This window comes from Bellilinea sp. (assembly GCF_053501535.1).
The window spans coordinates 1-19,469 of sequence record NZ_JBRCOK010000068.1 but is presented as its reverse complement, the minus strand read 5'-3'; the positions used below and the strand labels follow the sequence as shown (position 1 = coordinate 19,469).

Annotated in this window: 13 protein-coding genes and 1 pseudogene; 3 read left to right on the top strand and 11 right to left on the bottom strand. The window is 58.0% G+C overall.

Annotation, left to right across the window (positions count from 1 at the left end; all coding sequences use genetic code 11):
- From ACWIZX_RS07425 to ACWIZX_RS07410, 4 genes are all read right to left on the bottom strand, one after another.
- On the bottom strand, positions 1–2,082 hold a 2,082-nt coding region (locus ACWIZX_RS07425; protein ID WP_448335317.1), incomplete at its 3' end, for an AAA family ATPase.
- Complete coding sequence (locus tag ACWIZX_RS07420; RefSeq protein ID WP_448335316.1) at positions 2,079–3,401, bottom strand: hemolysin family protein; 1,323 nt, start codon at positions 3,399–3,401, stop codon at positions 2,079–2,081. The genes ACWIZX_RS07420 and ACWIZX_RS07425, both read right to left, overlap by 4 nt.
- Positions 3,398–4,678, bottom strand: a complete 1,281-nt coding sequence (locus ACWIZX_RS07415; RefSeq protein WP_448335315.1) for a metallophosphoesterase family protein — start codon at positions 4,676–4,678, stop codon at positions 3,398–3,400. Before ACWIZX_RS07415 ends, ACWIZX_RS07420 begins: the two co-directional genes overlap by 4 nt.
- A 13-nt stretch (positions 4,679–4,691) precedes the next feature.
- Complete coding sequence (locus ACWIZX_RS07410; protein WP_448335314.1) at positions 4,692–5,996, bottom strand: C39 family peptidase; 1,305 nt, start codon at positions 5,994–5,996, stop codon at positions 4,692–4,694.
- A gap of 173 nt (positions 5,997–6,169) precedes the next feature.
- Here ACWIZX_RS07410 and glgP point away from each other — a divergent pair, with 173 nt between their 5' ends.
- Entirely contained in the window at positions 6,170–8,338 is a 2,169-nt protein-coding gene (glgP, locus tag ACWIZX_RS07405; RefSeq protein ID WP_448335313.1) for an alpha-glucan family phosphorylase, read from the top strand.
- 18 nt (positions 8,339–8,356) lie between these two features.
- Positions 8,357–8,884, top strand: a complete 528-nt coding sequence (locus tag ACWIZX_RS07400) for a DUF2179 domain-containing protein (RefSeq protein ID WP_448335312.1) — start codon at positions 8,357–8,359, stop codon at positions 8,882–8,884.
- Positions 8,885–9,049: 165 nt separating this feature from the next.
- Here ACWIZX_RS07400 and ACWIZX_RS07395 read toward each other — a convergent pair whose 3' ends face one another.
- Positions 9,050–10,378: an NfeD family protein gene (locus tag ACWIZX_RS07395; protein ID WP_448335311.1), complete on the bottom strand. Its 1,329-nt coding sequence runs from the start codon at positions 10,376–10,378 to the stop codon at positions 9,050–9,052.
- Between the two features lie 831 nt (positions 10,379–11,209).
- On the opposite strand from ACWIZX_RS07395, the pseudogene dnaK reads away from it, so the two are divergent.
- Positions 11,210–13,098: pseudogene (gene dnaK, locus ACWIZX_RS07390) on the top strand (molecular chaperone DnaK).
- A gap of 50 nt (positions 13,099–13,148) precedes the next feature.
- Here the strand turns inward: dnaK and pyrH are convergent.
- The 6 genes from pyrH to ACWIZX_RS07360 form a co-directional block, all read right to left on the bottom strand.
- On the bottom strand, positions 13,149–13,865 hold the full coding sequence (pyrH, locus tag ACWIZX_RS07385; RefSeq protein ID WP_322791254.1) for a UMP kinase: 717 nt from the start codon (positions 13,863–13,865) through the stop codon (positions 13,149–13,151).
- 55 nt (positions 13,866–13,920) lie between these two features.
- A complete protein-coding gene (gene tsf, locus ACWIZX_RS07380; protein ID WP_448335310.1) occupies positions 13,921–14,535 on the bottom strand; it encodes a translation elongation factor Ts in 615 nt (204 codons plus the stop codon).
- 23 nt (positions 14,536–14,558) lie between these two features.
- Positions 14,559–15,461: a 30S ribosomal protein S2 gene (gene rpsB / locus ACWIZX_RS07375; protein WP_448335309.1), complete on the bottom strand. Its 903-nt coding sequence runs from the start codon at positions 15,459–15,461 to the stop codon at positions 14,559–14,561.
- Positions 15,462–15,622: 161 nt separating this feature from the next.
- Complete coding sequence (locus tag ACWIZX_RS07370; RefSeq protein WP_448335308.1) at positions 15,623–16,825, bottom strand: ABC transporter permease; 1,203 nt, start codon at positions 16,823–16,825, stop codon at positions 15,623–15,625.
- Positions 16,826–16,844: 19 nt separating this feature from the next.
- On the bottom strand, positions 16,845–18,134 hold the full coding sequence (locus tag ACWIZX_RS07365; RefSeq protein WP_448335307.1) for an ABC transporter permease: 1,290 nt from the start codon (positions 18,132–18,134) through the stop codon (positions 16,845–16,847).
- A 10-nt stretch (positions 18,135–18,144) separates the two neighbouring features.
- Complete coding sequence (locus ACWIZX_RS07360; protein ID WP_448335306.1) at positions 18,145–19,092, bottom strand: ATP-binding cassette domain-containing protein; 948 nt, start codon at positions 19,090–19,092, stop codon at positions 18,145–18,147.
- Positions 19,093–19,469: the final 377 nt, after the last annotated feature.

The following is a 19,469-nucleotide window of genomic DNA, read 5'->3' as shown; positions in this document are numbered from 1 at the left end:
CACGCCGTCCTTGCCAAAGGCGCGGTCGAGGATCTTCAAGCGGGCAATCAGGCGGGCGCATTCCTCCCGCCGGTTGTGGTTTTCCTTCAAGCGCGCGCGGACGCTGACCAGCACATTCACCTTTTGTTCGGCGGCGCCAATTTTGTAGCGCAGCTGATTCTCTTCATCTTTCCGGGCAAAGAGTTCCTGTTCCAGCGCCTGCAAGTCAGGCAGGTCTGCCGACTCGCGGCGGTACTTTTCTTCAATCTGCTCGTATTCGGCGCGCAGCTGTTGAATCTGGATTTCATCCTGCCGGGTTTCCTGCTCCAGCTCGGCAATTTGATTCAGCAAGGGTTTCAACTGGGCGCGGGCGGCTTCCAGCTGGCGCAGGGCCTGTTCCGCGGCGCGGGCTTGCTGCTCGGCCCGCCGGGCGGCTTCGTGCCCTTGCGGGTCATATCCCAGCCGGTCGAGTGCCTTTTTGATTTCGGCAATTTTTCGGCGGGCTTCCGGCGCAAACTGACCATCGGTCAAAATCCGTTCCACCTCTTTCAGGCGCGCTGCCGGGCCGCGCTGCCACTCCTGGGTTCGCTCTTCGATCTGCTGAATACGCGCTTCCAGCGCGCTCACCTGCCGCTGATTGGCTTGCAGGTCCAGATCGGCGGTCTGGGTTTCTTTCAGGCGTTTTTCCAGCTGCTGCAGGCTGCGCTGGTACTGCGCCACCTGCTGTTGAAGGTTTTGAGCCGCCTGCTGGGCTGCTTTGCGTTCCTGCTCCAGCTGCTTGAGCAGCGCTTTGCGCTCGGCTGCCCCCAGCGGCTGGCCGCACAACGGGCAGACACCGCTTTGTTCATCGGCATGCAGCCGTTCCAGACGCTCTGTCAGCGCGTCCATCTTCTCCTGCCAGTAGCCAATTTCAACCCGCCGGCTGGCGAATTGCTCTTTCAGTTCCAGCACTTGCTGTTGGATTTGCTCCCGCTCCTCAAGGCGGGCTTTCAGTTCCTGCTGCAGGTCCATCAACCCCTGCCGTTTGTTGCGCAGTTCAGCCAGCTGGTCTAGCTGCTGCCTGACCTGATCTTCCTGCTGCTGCAGGCTGCGCAGTTCTTCCTGCAGACGGGCGCGTTCGCTTTCCAGCAGGGTTTGCGGTTCAACAAGCTGCTGTTGTAACTGTTGAAACTGCTGCGCCAGTTGATTCCAGCGCTCCAGTTCGGCGCGGCTTGCCTGCCAGGCGGCATAGGCTGCCTCAATCACCTCAGCCTGTTCCAGTGTTTCTTGCAATTGGTCTGCCTCGCGGCGGCGTTCTTCCAGCCGCTGCAGTTTGGCGTTGTGCTTCTGCTCGGCACTGTTCAGGCGGTCAGCCAGCATGTTGACCATGCGGTGCTGCTCCTCCAGCGCCGCCGCCAGCCGGCGCAGGTCATCCAGCCGTTTTTCCTGCGCTTCCCGCAGGGCGGAAACCTGTTTCAACTCTTTTTTCAATTCCGCCAGTTTCTTCCGCCGTTCCTCTTCTTCGGACAATTCGGCTTCGGCTTCTTTGATTTGCTCATCAATACTGCCCAACTGCCATTCGGCATCCCGCAGCCGGTTTCGGGCAGCCTCGCGGTAAGCTTCCCACACTTCCAGTCCCAGAATATTGGAAAGGATGCGTTTGCGGTTGGCGGCATTCTGCTGGGCAAACTGATCGGCTTTGCCCTGCAGGAAAAAGGATGCGTTGATGAAGGTCTGGTAATCCATGCGCAGCACCGAACGGATGCGTTTTTCGGTTTCGGTCAGGGAATGCTCGGTCAACGGCTTCCAGACACCCTGCTCGTTGAGCGTGTAAAACTCCAGCAGCGCAGTTTTGTGGCGGACTTTGCTGCGCTGCACACGGTAATGATTGTTCTCATATAAAAATTCGTAAATGACTTCTGCGGCATCTTCCTGATTATTGATGATCGCATCATCGCGGCGGCGGGCTTCTCCAAACAATGCCCAGGTAATCGCATCCAGCAGGGTGGATTTCCCCGCGCCATTGTGGCCGGTAATCGAAGCCAGCTGCAGTTCGCTGAAATCAATCTCTACCGCCTGGCGGTAGGAAAGAAAACCCTTTATCTGCAAGCGAAGCGGAATCATGGATCAGTTTCCTCCGGCAGTGTGGGCAGGCGGCTGATCAGCACCTTATCAATTCTGCGCCCGTCCATGTCCATAATCTCAAAAGAAAAATCCCCCCAGGTAAAGCGCTGACCGGCAGCGGGGATGCTGCCCAGTTGACTGAGAATGAAGCCCGCCAGCGTTTGATAACCGATCCGTTCTTCTTCCGGCAGCTGCTCGGTTTCCAGCAATTCTTTCAAGGTGTCCACCGGCAGCAGGCCATCCACCAGCCACGAACCATCCTCGCGCTGCAGGATCTGCGGCCCGCCATCCAGGCCGGGGCCGGGCATTTCGCCCACAATGGCGCGCAGCACATCATACAGGGTGACCATTCCCAACAGACCGCCGTATTCATCCAGCACCAGCGCTTCATGTACGCCGGCGGTCTTAATCAATTGCAGCACCTTGAGGGCCGACATGCTGTCCGGCACAAACAAGGGCGGCTGCAAGAGCGATTTGACCTCAAAAGGTTCTCCGCTGACCATTTTACTGAGAAAGTCCTTGGCAGAAAGGATGCCGCTGACATTATCCAGATTGCCCTGTGCCGCCGGAAAACGGCTGTGGCTGCTTTCCAGAATATCCTGCAGGATTTCCTGCGGACTTTCGTCCAGATCAATCCATTCAATTTCGGTGCGGGGAGTCATGATCGAATCAATGTAGCGGTCGCCCAAGCGGAAAACACTCTCCACCATGTCCTGCTCGGCTTCCTCGAACACCCCCACCTGGGTACCCTGCTCCATCAGCACTCTGATTTCTTCCTCGGTTACCGGCGGTTCATTCGATGGACGAATGCCCAAAATCCGCAGACCCAGGTCGGTGGAGGCACTCAACAGACGAACCAGCGGAAAGGTGATATTGGATAGAAAACGCATCGGACGGGCAACCGCACTGGCAGCGGCTTCGGGGTTGTTCATCGCCAGCCGTTTTGGAATCAACTCGCCAATGATCAGTGAAAAATAGGTCAGCAGAATGACCACCAGCGCCAGAGCCAGTCCGCCGCTGTAAGGCGCCAGAAAATCCACCTGCGCAATCCAGGCCGCCAGCCGGTTGGCCAGTGTTGCACCGCTCAACGCGCCGGCCAGAATGCCGATCAGGGTAATGCCAATCTGCACCGTCGAGAGAAAACGGTTGGGTGATTCGGCCAGTTCCAGGGCAGCCCGCGCAGCCGCGTCGCCGTCCTCGGCTTTTTGCTGCAAGCGCACCTTGCGCGCCGAAACCATGGCAATTTCCGAGAAAGCAAACAATCCATTTGCCAGCAGCAGCAGAAAAATTAAGCCGATTTCAAGAATGGGATTGTTCATTCGGATTCAACGGGAAATTCAATGGTTGAAGATTCCGCCTGATGAATGATTTGTTCGGCCAGTTGTTTGAGTTCCTCGATGTGTTCGGGTGGTTCACCTTTGGTTTCCCAGTATAATTCGAGCAATTCCAGCGGGGACTTGGCCGCAATGTTTTCAACCTCACCAATGCGCCCGCGGGCCGAAACGTGCGGGCGGCGTACCAGTTGAAAATCAAACGCCAGTTCGGCATGGCGGCGCAGGCTGACCTCGTCAATCAGCGCGTCCCAGTCGCGCGGGTAGTCAATTGCCAGCCGCACAATCGCATCGCGGAGTTCTTCGCGCGGCGGCAGCGCACCTGAAATACGCTCCATCACCGAAAGGCTGCCGTCGCTGGCTGCGGCGGCCGCATCCATCAGGTTGACCGTTCGGTCAACAAAACGCCGGCCGTGCAGTTCGCGCCAGTCCAGTTCCGTTTTGCCCTTTTCCACGCTGGCAATCACAAAGTACTTGCGGTCATTCGCCTCCCCAAAATCCACCCGCTCGATCGAACCGGGATACACCACCGGCGGATGGCCGCCCTCGTTCAAATTCTGGCGCAGGTGAATATGACCCAGCGCCACATAATCCAACCGGTTGTCGCGCACCAGCGAACCCGGCAGCACCAGATCATTGCCCAGCATGATGCTGCGTTCTCTGCCGTAGCGCGCGCCCTGCACGGTCGCATGGGCCGCCAGTACGGTGGGCAGGTTGCGGTCGGTCTGCCTGAACCAGTCCTGCACAATTTCCTGCAAACGCTGTTCGATTTCCTCATGGATTTTTTGCGGCTCGGTTGCGCTGATCTGCAAATGCGCCATCAGCGAAGAACGCGAAATCCACGGGATCGCCATGATTTGCAGCGGTAAACCGAACAGGTCATCCGGCCGCAGCAGGCGCGGCTTGTCAATCACCAATACATTTTCCACTTCCAGCGTCTGATATTCCTGTAAAGCGTGCGCCCGCCCCAGCGCCGGAGAAAGATCGTGGTTGCCAATCAGCAGCACGCAGGGAATGCCGGCACGGCTGAGACGGATGATGCGCCTGCCCCACTCACGCTGGAAGGTCGGTGCCGGGGTGCGGTCTTTGTAGGCATCCCCGGCAAACAGCACCAGATCAACGTTCTCCGCAATGGCGGTATCCACAATCGTATCCAGCGCTTTCAAAAAGTCCAGCACGCGCATGGGCAGGCCGCTTTGCGGGTCATGCCGGCCGTAATTGGCAATATCTATGTGAGCATCGGCAAAGTGCAAAATGCGCAGCATGGTTTAACTCCCCTCATGGCTGGATTCCGAGCAAATTTGCCAGTTCAACTGCCGGTGTAAAACCGGGGTGATATTCCAGCGCTTTGCGCACGTCCTCCGCCGCGCCGGCTCGATTTCCCAGCGCCAGCCGGGCGCGCGCCCGCCAGACGTAACTTTCTTCCAGAAACGGCTCAGCCGCGGCGTCCAGCGTGGTGGTTGCCAGCCGTTCCACATCCTGATAGCGGCCGGTGTAGTAATAGGCAAAGTAGGGGCCGGTCTGATACCACATCATCCGCCAGGGTCGGTCTTTCTCCGCCAGGCCGGCCATCAGCGCAAAGGCCTGGTCGTAGGTGCTGGCTGCACCGGCGTAATCCTGCAAATTGACCAGACTGGTGCCGCGGTTGAAATAGGCAAAGAACTTTTCCACACCGTCCAGGCGGACGGCTTCTTCGGCGGCTGTTTGAGCAGCGATTTGAAAGGCAGTTTGCGGGTCGGCGTAGGGACCCAGCAAGTCCAGCAGCTCAGCCTCGCGCTCCGGCGGGTAAATGACCAGAAAGATGTAATTGAACGAGCGCCACTGCCAGAGCAAATCATCATAACTCACTTTGAAATTCGGTTCAAAATACGAATCCTGGGTGATAAAGACCTTTTTGGCGTCATCGTAGCCGGTGATGGTCGAATAATGCCCCATCCAGCCCAATTTACCGTTGATATCGCGGATGACAATCCCTTTTTCGATCAACGGCACAAAACCGGCCGCAATCAGTTTTTTGAGCGTTTCCAGCGTCCCGCCATGACGGACCAGGGCGTTCAGGTTGGTGTAGGTTTGCACATAGTCCGCCATCTCGTAGGGCATCACATTTTTATCTTTTTCAAACGGTTTGAGCAGCGGGCCGACATCGGTGCGCTCACCCTGCCAGCCCCAGTAAGAAAGCCCCATGGCAAGATTAGCCGGGGCACAGTAATTCCACAAACCGTGCTGATCCTGATAACGCACCCCACTGAGGGCAACACTTTCCGGCAGAGGCGTAGGCGTCTGAGTGGGGGTGGGGGTAAATTGCGGAGTGGGCGTTCCCGTGTAGGAGGCAGGGGTCGGGCTGGCGGTCGGTGTGGAGGTGCGGCTGAAGGCCTGCATGGTGGCATCCACAATCGTGGCAACCGCTTCTTCCGGCACAAAAACCGCCTGCTGAGGCGGGTTAAGGGCGTAACGCGCCTGAACGCGCAGCTCGTTAAAGTTCGATACCAGACGGCCGCGCAAAGAGGGTATTGCCAACAAAAGTCCAAACACAAACAGGGCGGCAATCAAAAAGAAGGGGATGACCTTGCGTTTTGAAATCACGATTTGATTATAACATTTTCACACCAACCGAAAGCGGAGGCAGCGGATTACATGGTATAATTTTGGGCTGTTGATTTGTATGGACTTGCATATTTCGGATAAACATTACCAATTCACTGCCCGGCGAGATTTCCCCTTTTCCGGGCATCTGGATGGATCGAGAGAGAACAACCATGAACGAAACCATTAAACGGGAAATTCCCAATCATTTCAGTCTTCCGCGGCGCATCAGCCGCTTGAGCCAGCTCGCTTATAACCTGTGGTGGGTTTGGAACCCGGAAGGCCAGCAGTTATTCCGGCAGATCAAGCCGCGCCTGTGGGATGAAGTCGAGCATAACCCGGTGGCATTCCTCAAAAAAGTAGAACGCAGCCAGTTGAACGCTGCCGCCAACGACACCTACTACCTGGATATGTACGATCGGGTGATGAAAAAATTTGATGATTACCTGAGCACTGAGGATACCTGGTTCAAACAGCAGTATCCCCACCTCATCCATCAGCAGATTGCCTACTTTTCCTTTGAATTTGGGCTGCACGAATCACTGCCAGTGTACGCCGGCGGGCTGGGTATTCTGGCCGGCGACCATCTCAAGGAAGCCAGCGATCTGGGTTTGCCGCTGGTGGGGGTAGGCTTCATCTATAACCAGGGCTACTTCACCCAGGTCATCACCGAGGACGGCTGGCAGGAAACCCACACCAAACATCTGGTGCTGGAAGACGCGCCCATTTCTCTGCTGAAAGATGCCGATGACAACCCCATTACGATTTCCGTTGAATTGCCCGGCAGAAGCGTGTTTGCCCGCATCTGGGAGGTGCGGGTGGGGCGTGTTTCGCTCTTTTTGCTGGATAGCAACCTGCCCGTCAACAGCGACAGCGACCGCCAGTTGACTGCCCGTCTGTACAGCAACGATCTGGAAGTGCGCATCTCGCAGGAAATTCTGCTGGGGATGGGCGGTGTGCGCGCCCTGCGCCGGCTGGGATACCAGCCGCAGGTCTGGCACATGAACGAAGGACACTCCGCCTTTCTGGCAGTGGAACGCGCCCTTGAGCTGGTACGCACGGGCAAATCCTTTGCCGAAGCCGCCAGCGAGGTGCGCAAGACCAACGTTTTCACCACCCACACCCCCGTGCCGGCCGGCAATGACCAGTTCCCGCTCTGGCTGGTGGATAAGTACTTCTCCCAAATCTGGCCGGAATTGGGGCTGACCCGCGACCAGTTTGTGGACTTGGGCCGCCAGGCAACCCCGTGGGGGGAAAGCTTCTGTATGCCGGTGCTGGCTCTGAAACTCTCCCAACACGCCAATGCCGTTTCCGAATTGCACGGCCAGGTGTCGCGGCGCATGTGGCACTTCCTGTGGCCTGAACGGGCCGCCGAAGATGTCCCCATCCGCCACATTACCAACGGCGTGCATACCGGCACCTGGCTGGCGCGCCGTCTGCGTCTGCTGTTCGACCGCTACCTGGGCGCCGACTGGATGAAGCGGATTGACGACCCGCAGCTGTGGTCGCAGATGGAAAATATCCCCGACGGCGAATTGTGGGCGGTGCGGCAGCATCTCAAACGCAAGTTGATTTTGTACATCAACGACCGCGCCCGTCAGCGCTGGCAGAGCGGGCAGTATCATCCCGCTCAGGCGCTGGCAAGCGGCGTGTTTTTGGAGCCGTACTCCCTGACGATTGGCTTTGCCCGCCGTTTTGCCACCTACAAGCGCGGCGGTCTGATTCTGCGCGATTACGACCGCCTGATGCGGCTGGTGACCAACCCGGATATGCCGGTGCAGATCATCTTTGCCGGTAAAGCCCACCCTGCTGATGAACCCGGCAAACTGCTCATCCAGCAGGTTTACCGCGCCGTCAAGGATTCGCGCATGGGCGGGCGGCTGGTCTTTCTGGAAGACTACGACATGAACATGGCCCGCTATCTGGTGCAGGGTGTGGATGTCTGGCTGAACAACCCGCGCCGCCCCAACGAAGCCTCCGGTACTTCCGGCATGAAAGCCGCCCTCAACGGCGTGTTGAACCTCTCGGTCATGGATGGCTGGTGGCGGGAAGGTTACAACGGGCTGAACGGCTGGTCAATTGGTGAAGATGCCGACCCGGTTGACCCCAATCAGCAGGACGAAATGGACGCCCGCAGCATTTACGAGCGGCTGGAGAAAGAGATCATCCCGCTGTATTACACCAACCGTTCGGTGGATAACATCCCCACCGGCTGGATTGCGCGCATCAAAGAGGCCATCCGCACGCTCGCACCGCAGTTCAGCACCCGCCGGATGGTGAAAGAGTACCTCAGCGAAATGTATCTGGCCTGCATGGAAGTAGCCGAAGAAGAAACTGCCTAGAAAAAAAGGGGGGACGCCATGCAATTTGATTTCAGCGGTCAGGCTTTTTTAATCATGCTGGGCATTTTTGCCCTGCGGGTTTGTGATATGACCCTGGATACCATCCGCGTTTTGTTTGTGGTGCGCGGACGCAAAAAACTGGCCTGGATGCTGGGCTTCATGCAATCCCTGATTTTTGTGATTGCCATCAGCACCGTGCTTTCCAACCTGAAGAACCCGCTGAGCGTGATTGGCTACGCCGCCGGTTTTGCCACCGGCAACGTGGTGGGCATGTTTATTGAGGAACGGCTGGCAATCGGGCACATTCACCTGACGATTGTCAGCCCTTCCCGCGGCGCAGCCGTTGCGGAAATTTTACGCAAGAACGGCTATGCCGTTACCGAGGTTTCCGGGCGCGGCATGACCGGCACGGTAACGCTGCTGCATGTGGATGTGGTTCGGCGCAAGGTGGACGAGGTGGAAACGCTGATCCTGGAAGCCGACCGCGAGGCATTCGTCACCGCCGAGGATGTACGCCCGATCCGGCGCGGCTTCTGGCGGGCGTGAGGATTATTTTAACGTGGGTTCGGGATAAGCACAAACCGCGGTAAGCAGCAAAATACACCCCCTCCCACCTCCCCCAATATCGCAGAAGCGATATTGGGGGAGGCGCAGGAGGGGGCAAAATTTTGAAATCGGACGCAAAAAGGATTTATCCCGAACTGACGTTTTTTACCTAACCCGGCGCACCTTCACCCGCAAACCCTCCACGTCCACCACCTCCACCCGCACACCCTCTGGGAAGGATTCGCGCGGGTCAAGCGGTTCGGCACTCCACAACTCACCCGCTACCTGCACCATGCCGTGCGGGTCAATCGCTTTGGTGACCACTCCAACCTGACCGATCAAAGCCGGTTTGCCCATTGCCACCGGCGTTTTGAGGGCGCGCAGGGCAAAGCCCATGAACGCAAGAAATGTAACCGCCAGCACCGCACTGGCGCCGATCACCAGCGGCACCGAAACGGTAGGGAATCCCGGCAGACGCACCGAATTGAACAGCACCAGCGCGCCGGTGATGAATGAGATGACGGCCGCTACCGTCAGCGCGCCGTTGGTTGGGGTGTTCAACTCCAGAATAAACAACACAAACGCCAGCACGATGAAAATCAGCCCAAACAGGTTGACCGGAATGATGCCGAACGAGTAAAACACCAGCGCCAGACACACCACGCCGATGAAACCCGCCACCCAGCCGCCCGGGTTGGAAAGCTCGATCAAAATGGCCTGCACCCCAATCGTCAGCAGCAAAAAGACGATGTTTGGGTCGGTCAACAGGCGCAGCGCCTGCTCCACAAAGGTGGGCGGCACTTCCTGCACCCGGGCAAACCGGGTGGAGAGCGTCACCGATTCGTCCAGCACCATTACCTCAAAACCATCCAGCTGACGCAGCAAATCGTTCAAATCGGTGGCGATAAAATCCACCAGCCCGACTTGCAGGGCTTCCTGAGCCGAGGCGGCTTTTGCCGTTTCAATGGTATCTTCTGCCAGCGCAATCGCCTCCGGCGGGCGGCGGGCTGCCAGCGAACGCACCGTGGCGCGCAGGATTTCCTTCTCTTTGGCGGCAATGGTTTCGCCAATGTCTTCTCCCTGCATCCCAACCGGGCTGGCCGCCCCGATGGCCGTTTCGGGCGCCATGGCGCTGGCATGACCGGCCAGCGTAATCAGCGTGCCGGCGCTGCCGGCCATTGCCCCGCGCGGTGAAACATACACCACCACCGGAATCTGGCTGGCGCGGATATCCTGAATGATCTCATTCATCACGTTGATGGCACCGCCGGGGGTGTTCAACTCAATGATGACCATCTGGGCGCCCTCGCTGGCAGCCACCTGTAAACCACGCTGAATGTAACCCTGCATGACCGAAGTTACCGGCCCCTCGGCTTTCAACACCACCACCAGCGGGCTGCTGCCGTTCCCTTGAGCTGCCGAAGGATAGATCGTTCCGAACAGGAAAAGCGTCAATCCACTCACCAGCAGGATCAACCGCAAAATGCGAAGCATGCAAAACCTCCTCACCGGCAACCCGCACAGTCCCGATAAACGATGGATTGCCTGTTTTTATTATATCCGGTTACAGGGTGTTTCCGAACACTTTTGCTTTCAAAGCGTTCTACATCAAAAGCAGGGCAAGCCAGGCCGTTCCAACAACCTTTGGGGAACCGTCCTTGCGAGCGTGTCGGTCAATCTCCGACTCGGCTTCACACCACCCCCAAACCGCACAGTGGTTTTTGGGGAGGCCGGAAGGGTGTAGTGTGCGCATATTCCGACCTCGCGTTATTTATGTCCTTTTAAGCGAGCGCGGCAATCTCCCACTGGGGGAATTTGCAGGTGTTGTAGGAGACTCCTCGCTGCGCTCGGAGTGACGTTAACAATCGGTTGTCATTGCGAGCGAGCGATAGCGAGCGTGGCAATCTCCGTCTTGGTGGGGTAGCGGGAGACTCCCGTCAGCACTGGTGAGTGTCACTTCGTTCGGAGTAACATTAATTCTTGTTTGTGCCACTGCGCTTGGGATGACGTCGCTGGTTTAATGACCTTGCAAGCGTGTCGGTCAATCTCCTGCACGGCTCGTTCCTGCGCCTCCCCCAAAATCGCATTGTGATTTTGGGCGAGACGGGAGGGTGCTTCCCCAGGCCCGCCATACCCGTTAACAGAATTCCTATAGAGCGTTAATGTTTTTCATGCACAGAGAGAGTATGCTTACTATCGGTCGCAGGGTATTGTCTGGCAAGTTTTGCACTTATCTTCATCCTGTTTTTCAATCCGTCTTTATCTGCCAGTCAATAACCGACGCGGCCTCAAATCCAAATCAGTAATAGAAAGGAGACCTTACCGATGTCGAAAATTATCGGTATAGACTTAGGAACAACCAACAGCGTGGTAGCCGTGATGGAAGGCGGCGACCCGGTCGTCATCACGACTGCGGAAGGCTCCCGCCTTTGCCCGTCGGTTGTGGCGTTCACCAAGAACGGCGAACGTCTGGTGGGTCAAACCGCCAAACGGCAGGCGGTCATCAACCCCGAAAACACCATTTACTCCATCAAACGCTTCATGGGACGCCGCTACGACGAGGTGGAAGAAGAACGCAAGATGGTGCCTTATCAGGTTGTGCGCGGCCCCGCCGGGGATGCCCGCGTCAAAATCCCGCTGACCGGACGCGAATACGCCCCGCAGGAAATTTCGGCGATGATTCTGGCTAAACTGAAAGCCGATGCCGAAGCCTATCTGGGTGAGCCGGTGACCCAGGCCGTCATTACCGTGCCGGCCTACTTCAACGACAGTCAGCGGCAAGCCACCAAAGACGCCGGAAAAATCGCCGGTCTGGAAGTGCTGCGCATCATCAACGAGCCGACCGCCTCGGCGCTGGCCTACGGTTTGGACAAGAAAAAGAACGAGAAAATTCTCGTCTTTGACCTGGGCGGCGGTACCTTTGATGTATCCATTCTGGAAGTCGGCGATGGTGTCTTTGAAGTCAAGTCCACCAGCGGCGATACGCATCTGGGTGGCGATGACTGGGACCAACGCATCGTCAACTGGGCCGTGGATGAGTTCAAGAAAGAACACGGCATTGACCTCAAGCAGGATCGCCAGGCGTTGCAACGGTTGCGCGAAGCGGCCGAAAAAGCCAAGATCGAACTTTCCACCATGATGGAAACGGAGATCAACCTGCCCTACATCACTGCCGATGCCAGCGGTCCCAAACACCTGCAGCTGCGCCTGACCCGCGCCCGCTTCGAGCAGATGACCAAAGACCTGCTGGAACGCTGCCGCGGCCCCTTCGAGGCCGCCCTGCGCGATGCCGGCCTGAAGGCCAGCGACATTGACGAAGTGGTGCTGGTGGGCGGTTCCACCCGCATGCCCATGGTGCAGGATCTGGTGCGGCAGTTGACCGGCAAAGAGCCCAACAAGAGCGTCAACCCCGACGAGGTGGTTGCCATCGGTGCGGCCATTCAGGCGGGTGTGCTGGGCGGCGAAGTCAAAGACGTGCTGCTGCTGGATGTCACCCCGTTGACGCTGGGCGTCGAACGATGGGCGGTGTGATGACCCCCATCATCGAGCGCAACACCACCATCCCGGTACGCCGCTCGCAAATCTTCTCGACCGCCGAGGACAACCAGACCGCCGTGGACATCCACGTGCTGCAAGGTGAGCGCACCATGGCGGCCGACAACATCACGCTTGGGCGCTTCCGCCTGGATGGCATCCCGCCGGCCCCGCGCGGCATACCCCAAATCGAAGTAACCTTCGATATTGACGCCAACGGCATCCTCAATGTTTCTGCCAAGGACAAGGCAACCGGCAAGGAACAGCGGGTCACCATCACCGCCTCGACCAACCTGAGCAAAGCCGAAATTGAGCGGATGGTCGAAGAAAGCAAGCGTCATGAAGCCGAAGACCGCCGCCGGCGCGAAATCGTCGAAGCGCGCAACCTAGCCGACAATGTCATCTATCAGGTCGAAAAGGCGCTCAAAGAAAACGGTGAACGGGTGCCTTCGGACCTGCGCTACGAAGCCGAAAGCAAGATCAGCGACCTGCGCCAGATCATGAACGGCGAGGATGACCGCCGCATGCGCAGCCTGAGCGAAGAACTGCAGCAACTGTACGGGCGCATCCTTCAGGCGGCTGCTCCGCAGGCTGCCGGCACACCGCCCGGTGGAAACGGCCACCACGGGCAAACCAGCCCGGAAGGCGATGTGGTGGAAGGCGAATTCAAAGAAGCCTGATGCAGGTAACGAAGATCAAAGGGGCTGGCAAATGCCAGCCCCTTGTTTTTTTATCCCTCTACCAGAGTGCCGCGAATTTCACCCAGCAACGAAAGACGCAGCGCGTCCGGATCCCACAAATTCAACACCAGAATGGGCAGTTTGTTTTCCATGCACAACGAAATGGCGGTGCTGTCCATCACCTCCAGGCGGCGGTTGAGTGTTTCGATGTAGGTCAGGCGGTCAAACTTGACCGCGTTCGGGTTGCGGTGCGGGTCGCTGTCGTACACGCCGTCCACTTTGGTGGCTTTAATCAGCACATCGGCATCAATTTCACAGGCGCGCAGTGCGGCGGCGGTGTCGGTGGAAAAGTAGGGATTACCGGTGCCGCCGCCAAAAATAACCACCCGCCCCTTTTCCAGATGGCGGATGGCGCGCCGGCGGATGTACGGCTCGGCCACGGCGCGCATCTCAATGGCAGACTGCACCCGCGTAACCACCCCGCAGGATTCCAGCGCGTCCATCAACGCCAGCGCATTCATCACCGTGGCCAGCATGCCCATGTAATCGGCGGTGGCGCGGTCCATGCCCAGATCCAGCCCGGCTTTCCCTCGCCACAGGTTGCCCGCTCCAATCACAATGGCAACATCTACACCCATCTCGCGCACCTCGCGCACACGCAGGGCAATATCGCGGGCTGCTTTTGGGTCAATGCCGCTGCCCTGCGGGCTGGAAAGTGCTTCGCCGCTCAGTTTGAGCAAAATTCGATGATATTTGAGACCGTCCATAATTCTCCAAAAGGTATAAAAAAGCCAACCTTGCCGGTTGGCTTTTTTATCTTGATCAGGCTTCTTCTTGCGTGGTTTCGCCCAGCGCCCAGCGTGCAAAACGCCGGATGATGATGTTTTCACCCGTGGAAACGACCGTTTCGTTCAGCAAATCCTGAACAGTTTTGCTCTCGTCGCGGATGTACTTTTGGCGCAGCAGCACAAATTCATCCTTGAATTTGGTCAACGAACCTTCCACGATGCGCGGGATGATGGCTTCGGGTTTGCCCTCTTCGCGGGCCTTGGCAGTCGCAATGGCGGCTTCCTTGTCCAGCACTTCCTGCGGAATATCCTCTTCGCGAATGTAGAGCGGAGAGGCAGCTGCAATTTGCAGGGCAATTTCGTGAGCGAAATTGCGGAAGACCTCGCTGCGCCCAACAAAATCGGTTTCGCAGTTGACCTCTACCATCACGCATACCCGCCCGTTGCCGTGCGAGTACACATCAATCACGCCTTCCGAAGCAGTCCGGCCGGCGCGTTTGGCGGCGGTTGCCAGACCTTTTTCGCGCAGAATGTCCACCGCTTTGTCAAAGTCGCCTTCGGCGGCTTCCAATGCCTTGCGGCAGTCCAACACGCCGGCGCTGGTGGCTTCGCGCAGTTTTTTAATCAAATCGGTGCTGATCGTTGTCATACGGGTTTCCTCTCTACTGACCGTTATTCTTCTTCTTCGGCTTCATCCAGTTCTTCTACTTCAACTTCCAATTCTTCTTCGTCTTTAATGAGGCTGCGCGGATTCATCTTTGCCAGTGTGGCAGCACCGAGCAGGTCTTCATCTTCCAGTTCGTCCTCTTCCAGAATTTGCGGGCGCGGGCCGCGCATGGCCGGCGCAACGACCGGCTTGGGCTCTTCGCCTCCCTCGCCGGTATCCTTGCGCAGGGCTTTACCTTCCAGCACGGCATCGGCAATCTTGGCAACCAGCAGTTTGATGGCGCGAATCGCGTCATCATTCGAGGGAATGACGTAGTCCACCCCGCGCGGATCACAGTTGGTATCCACCAGCGCAATGACCGGGATGTTTTTCAGGTTGGCTTCGTGCACGGCAGTGGCTTCATTGGAAACATCCACAATGAAGAGCAGTTCCGGCGGGCGGGTCATCTTGCGGATGCCGCTCAGGCGGGTTTCCAGACGCTTGATCTCGCGCTCGATCATCAGGGCTTCTTTTTTGGTCAGGCGGTTGATCTCACCGCTGTCGCGCATCCGTTCGAGCCGTTCCAGCTCCTGAATGCGGTCGTAAATGGTCACCCAGTTGGTCAGGGTACCGGGCAGCCAGCGCTCGGTCACATAGGGCATACCGCAGCGGGTGGCTTCTTCCTGAATGGTTTCCTGAGCCTGCCGCTTGGTGCCAACGAACAGCAGAATTCCCCCTTCGGCAACCGTGTTGACGATGACCTGATAGGCCTGGGTGAGGGCTTTGACCGTTTGTTGAAGATCAATGATGTGGATGCCGTTACGCTCGGTGAAGATGTACGGGCGCATGGCGGGGTTCCATTTGTTGGTGCGGTGGCCAAAATGAACACCGCTTTCCAACAAGGCCTTCATGGAAATGATAGATGCCATTTTTGTCTATTCTCCTTTTCGCGTTATTCCTCCGCCTCTTTCAACCCGGCTGCGAACTGCCCGCAGGCAGCACGCCGCAGCCGGTCAAGAAGCGTGCGTGATAAAATTTTGCGTTCCCACTGGAACAGCCGCCCAATCATACCACGATTGAGCGGAATCGTCTAGAAAAATTGCTTGCGGAATCGCACAATCCCAATGGTGAAAAACACCGCCGCATAAGCCAACAACACACCCGCTTCGGGAAGAATGCCCTGCCAGTTTTCGCCGCGCAGTAGCAGGTCGGTCATCCCCAGCATTGCCCAGGTGGTTGGCAGCACCCTGACGATGGATTGCGCCGCCGCCGGAAACAGCTCCAGCGGATACCAGCAGCCGCCCAGCAGCGCCATGACCATGCCCATCAGAATGCTCAGGTTATTGGCCTGGGCTTCGCTGCGCAGCAGGGTGCCCATCGTTGTGCCAATTGCCGCCGCCGCCAGCGCGGCGCTCACCAGCAGGATTGCCAGCCCAAGCGGCTCCCTGCCCCACGCCACCCCCAGCGCAAGCACCGCAAAGCCGACCAGCAACAACATTTGAACCAGTGCCACCAGCACCTGCCCGCCGATGGTGCCCAGCAGAAAGGTGGCTGCCGAGGTGGGTGTGGTCAGCAGGCGCGCCAGCGTGCCGGTTGAGCGTTCATACGCCAGCAGGGCAGAAATGCCAAACAAAGGAATGAAAACCCAGGTGATCATTTGACCGGCGGAAGAGTTGGCGCGCGGGTCATACTGCACCGGGTCGGCCGTTTCAGCCCGGCTGATTTCCAGCCTTTCCGGAGTCTGTTCCTGAAAACGTTGCGCCAAAAGGAGGGCACCGTCAAAATAAGCCTGGCGCTCCTCCATCGAAGCAAACGGCTTGCGGCTTTCGGCCTGCTGCACGGCAAACTGAGCCGCGTTGATGTTCAAACTGACCTGCCGTAAAGCGGCCTGAACGGAGCGCTGCGCCGAGAGAGCATCCAGATTATTGGGCTGGGTGTGAAATTCCAGCGTTACCTCGCCCTTCAGCAGGTTCTCCTGCGAAGTTTGAGACGGAATGAGCAGCCAGAAGGGGATGGTTCGCTCTCCGAATTTTCGTTCGGCTTCAGCCCGGCTGCTCAATTCCGGGCGAACAAAGGTGGATTTTTCCAGTTCGGCCACAATCTGCTGCGAAAGCGGCGTACCGGCCTCATCCACCACCGGCAGAACGCGGCGAATATCGCCGCCCCCGCCGAAGGTGCCGCCTGCCAGCATGTAGGTAAACACAATCGGCAGGATGAGAAAAAACAGCCACTCTGCCGGACTGGAAAAGCGCAATATCAGGTCTTTCCGAATGATTGCCAGAACTTTGTTCATCGCTCAAACCTCGTAACCCCTATTGAACCAGATCCCGCCGGCGGGAGAAAAGCAGCACCGCCAGAACGAAGAGAAGGCTGCCCATCACCGCCAGACCCAGCAAGGGCCTGCCCAAATCGGCCAGCCTGCCGCCCAGCCCCAGAATGGTAAACCCATCCAATCCCCACGCGTTCGGCGTGATTCGGCTGAGGATACGGACGAAAGCGGGCAGCATGCTCAGGTCAATGAAACTGCCGCCCATGATGCCGAACACCAGCATAATTGCCGAACCGTAGGTGCTGACCTGCCCCGGCGTGCGCGCAAAAGCGGTGATCAGCATGCCCCAACCGGTTGCGGCAAAGGTTGCCAGCAAAATCAGCGCAGCTACACCCCAAAAATCGCCCCAGCGCAGGTTGAACAGCAGACTGCTGCCGCCGATCAGAACGACCAGCTGCAGGACGCCGCTCAGGTAGGTGCCGAACATTTTGCCCGCCAGCACCTGCGCAATACCGGTTGGGGTGGTCAACATGCGCTGCAGGGTGCGCTGACGGCGCTCCGCCAGGAATGAGCGCCCACCGTAGGTGACCGTGAACATCAGGAAGAGCAGCGCCATGCCGGGCGCCATGTAGGCCATCACATCGAAGCGGACGCTCTCCTGTTCCGGCGCGCCAACCACCTTCAAATTCAGCGTGCTGGTTTCCTCAAAAGCGCTCAACTCCTCATCCGATGCCGATTGGAACAACTGGCGCATCTCATCGCCGTAAGCCTGCGCTTCGGCTGGCGAAAGCGCCCCGCTGCTCAGCATTTGAAAGACGGATACCATGCCCATCACCCGTCCCTCTTCCACGCGGCTGATAAATTCGCGCAGGATGGTTTCGATGATGGCAGAACTGGTGGGGCGGGCCGGGTTGGCGTAAAACTGGATTTTGACCGGCTCGGCGGCAATATCAATGACCACAGCCTGCGCCGGAATGACGCTCTGGGTAAAGCCGGCCGGGATAATCACCAGCCCGGCAACCTGATTCTCATCCACGGCGCGGCGGGCGGCTTCTTCATCCTCGACCACCTGCGCATCCAGCAGTTCGTCCAGTTCAGCGGACTGAAGCGTATCCACCAGCGCATTACCCAGCGATTCCCCGTCCCGGTTGATCACCAGCACGGGGATGTTGCTCAGCCCGGAGGACTGCCCGGCCGGTGAAGTCAGCCGGCCGGTGACCAGCGCCATGCCCAGCGTCAGCAAAAAAGGCGCCGCCAGCATCAAGATGATCGCGGCGCGGTCGCGGAAGGCCAGCCGTAAATCTTTGGCGGCAATCAGCAGGATTTTCCTCATCCCGTCCTCCTCAATCGCGCAGGGCGCGCCCGGTTAACTGCAAAAAGACCGCCTCCAGATTCGGCTCCTGAATCTGAATGGTGCGGACTTTCAGATTTTCGGCCGTGCAGACCTGAATAACCGCCGGCAAAATTTCCTCGGCATCGTTGACCAGCACCTGCAGGCTGTGATTTTCGGCAACTACCTGCTGAACGCCGCTCATCCCTTCCAGTTGAGGGATGATTGCCGCCGCGCTTTGATCTTCGCCAAACTGCAGGACAAGGGTTTCCCTTTGACCAATCCTCTTGACCAGTTCGGCCTGCGTGCCGATGGCGATCATCTCGCCGTGGTCAATGATGCCGACGCGGTGGGAAAGTTCCTGCGCTTCTTCCATGTAGTGGGTGGTGTACAGAATGGTCATGCCTGCCTGGCGGTTAAGGTCTTTGACCGTATCGAGAATGGCGCGGCGGGACTGCGGGTCAATGCCCACGGTCGGTTCATCCATGAACAGCAGACGCGGGCGGTGCAGCAGCCCGACCCCAATATTCAGACGGCGCTTCATCCCGCCGGAAAAGGTCTTGACGCGCTGGTTGGCTTTTTCCTGCAGGCCGGTTTGTTCCAGCACCTCCTCACAGCGTTCTTTCAGTTCCCGCCCGCTAAGGCCGTATAACTGCCCCCAAAACTGGAGATTTTCACGGGCGGTCAGATCCTCATAGAGGGCAATTTCCTGCGGGACGATGCCGATCACCCTGCGAACGGCGTACGGTTCGCGCACCACCGAATGGCCGGCGATGAGCGCATCTCCCTCGCTGGGCGGAAAGAGGGTGGAAAGCACCGAGATGGTGGTGGTCTTGCCCGCGCCGTTTGGGCCAAGCAGGCTGAAAATTTCCCCTTCCTGCACCTCAAACGAAATGCCTTTCACGGCGGTCAGGTCGCCGTAGCGTTTGACCAGTTGATTGACCTGCAAAATCGGGTTCATATTTTGCTTCCTGAATAAAAATTGAGGGACACAGTCATTATACGAAGAATACGAGAATTGTTTTCCAATGGTTTCAGATTTAACTTCATCTTAACGTCAGTTCGGCGAAACCATGAACCACTCCACTTGAGCATTTTCGGCCGGGGAGGCGCAGGAGGGGGCCCTGCGGAAGATTGCCGCGCTTGTTCGCAGTAACAACCGAGGTTTACGTCACTCCAAACGAAGCGAGGAGTCCCCCCTGAAGGGAATCACTCCCTCCCTGCCTCCCCCAATATCGCTTTCGCGATATTGGGGGAGGTGGGTGGGGGCCGTGCGGGAGATTGCCACGCTCGCTGCGCGGGTTCTGCGCCCATCCCGAACCGGCGTAAATTAAATCC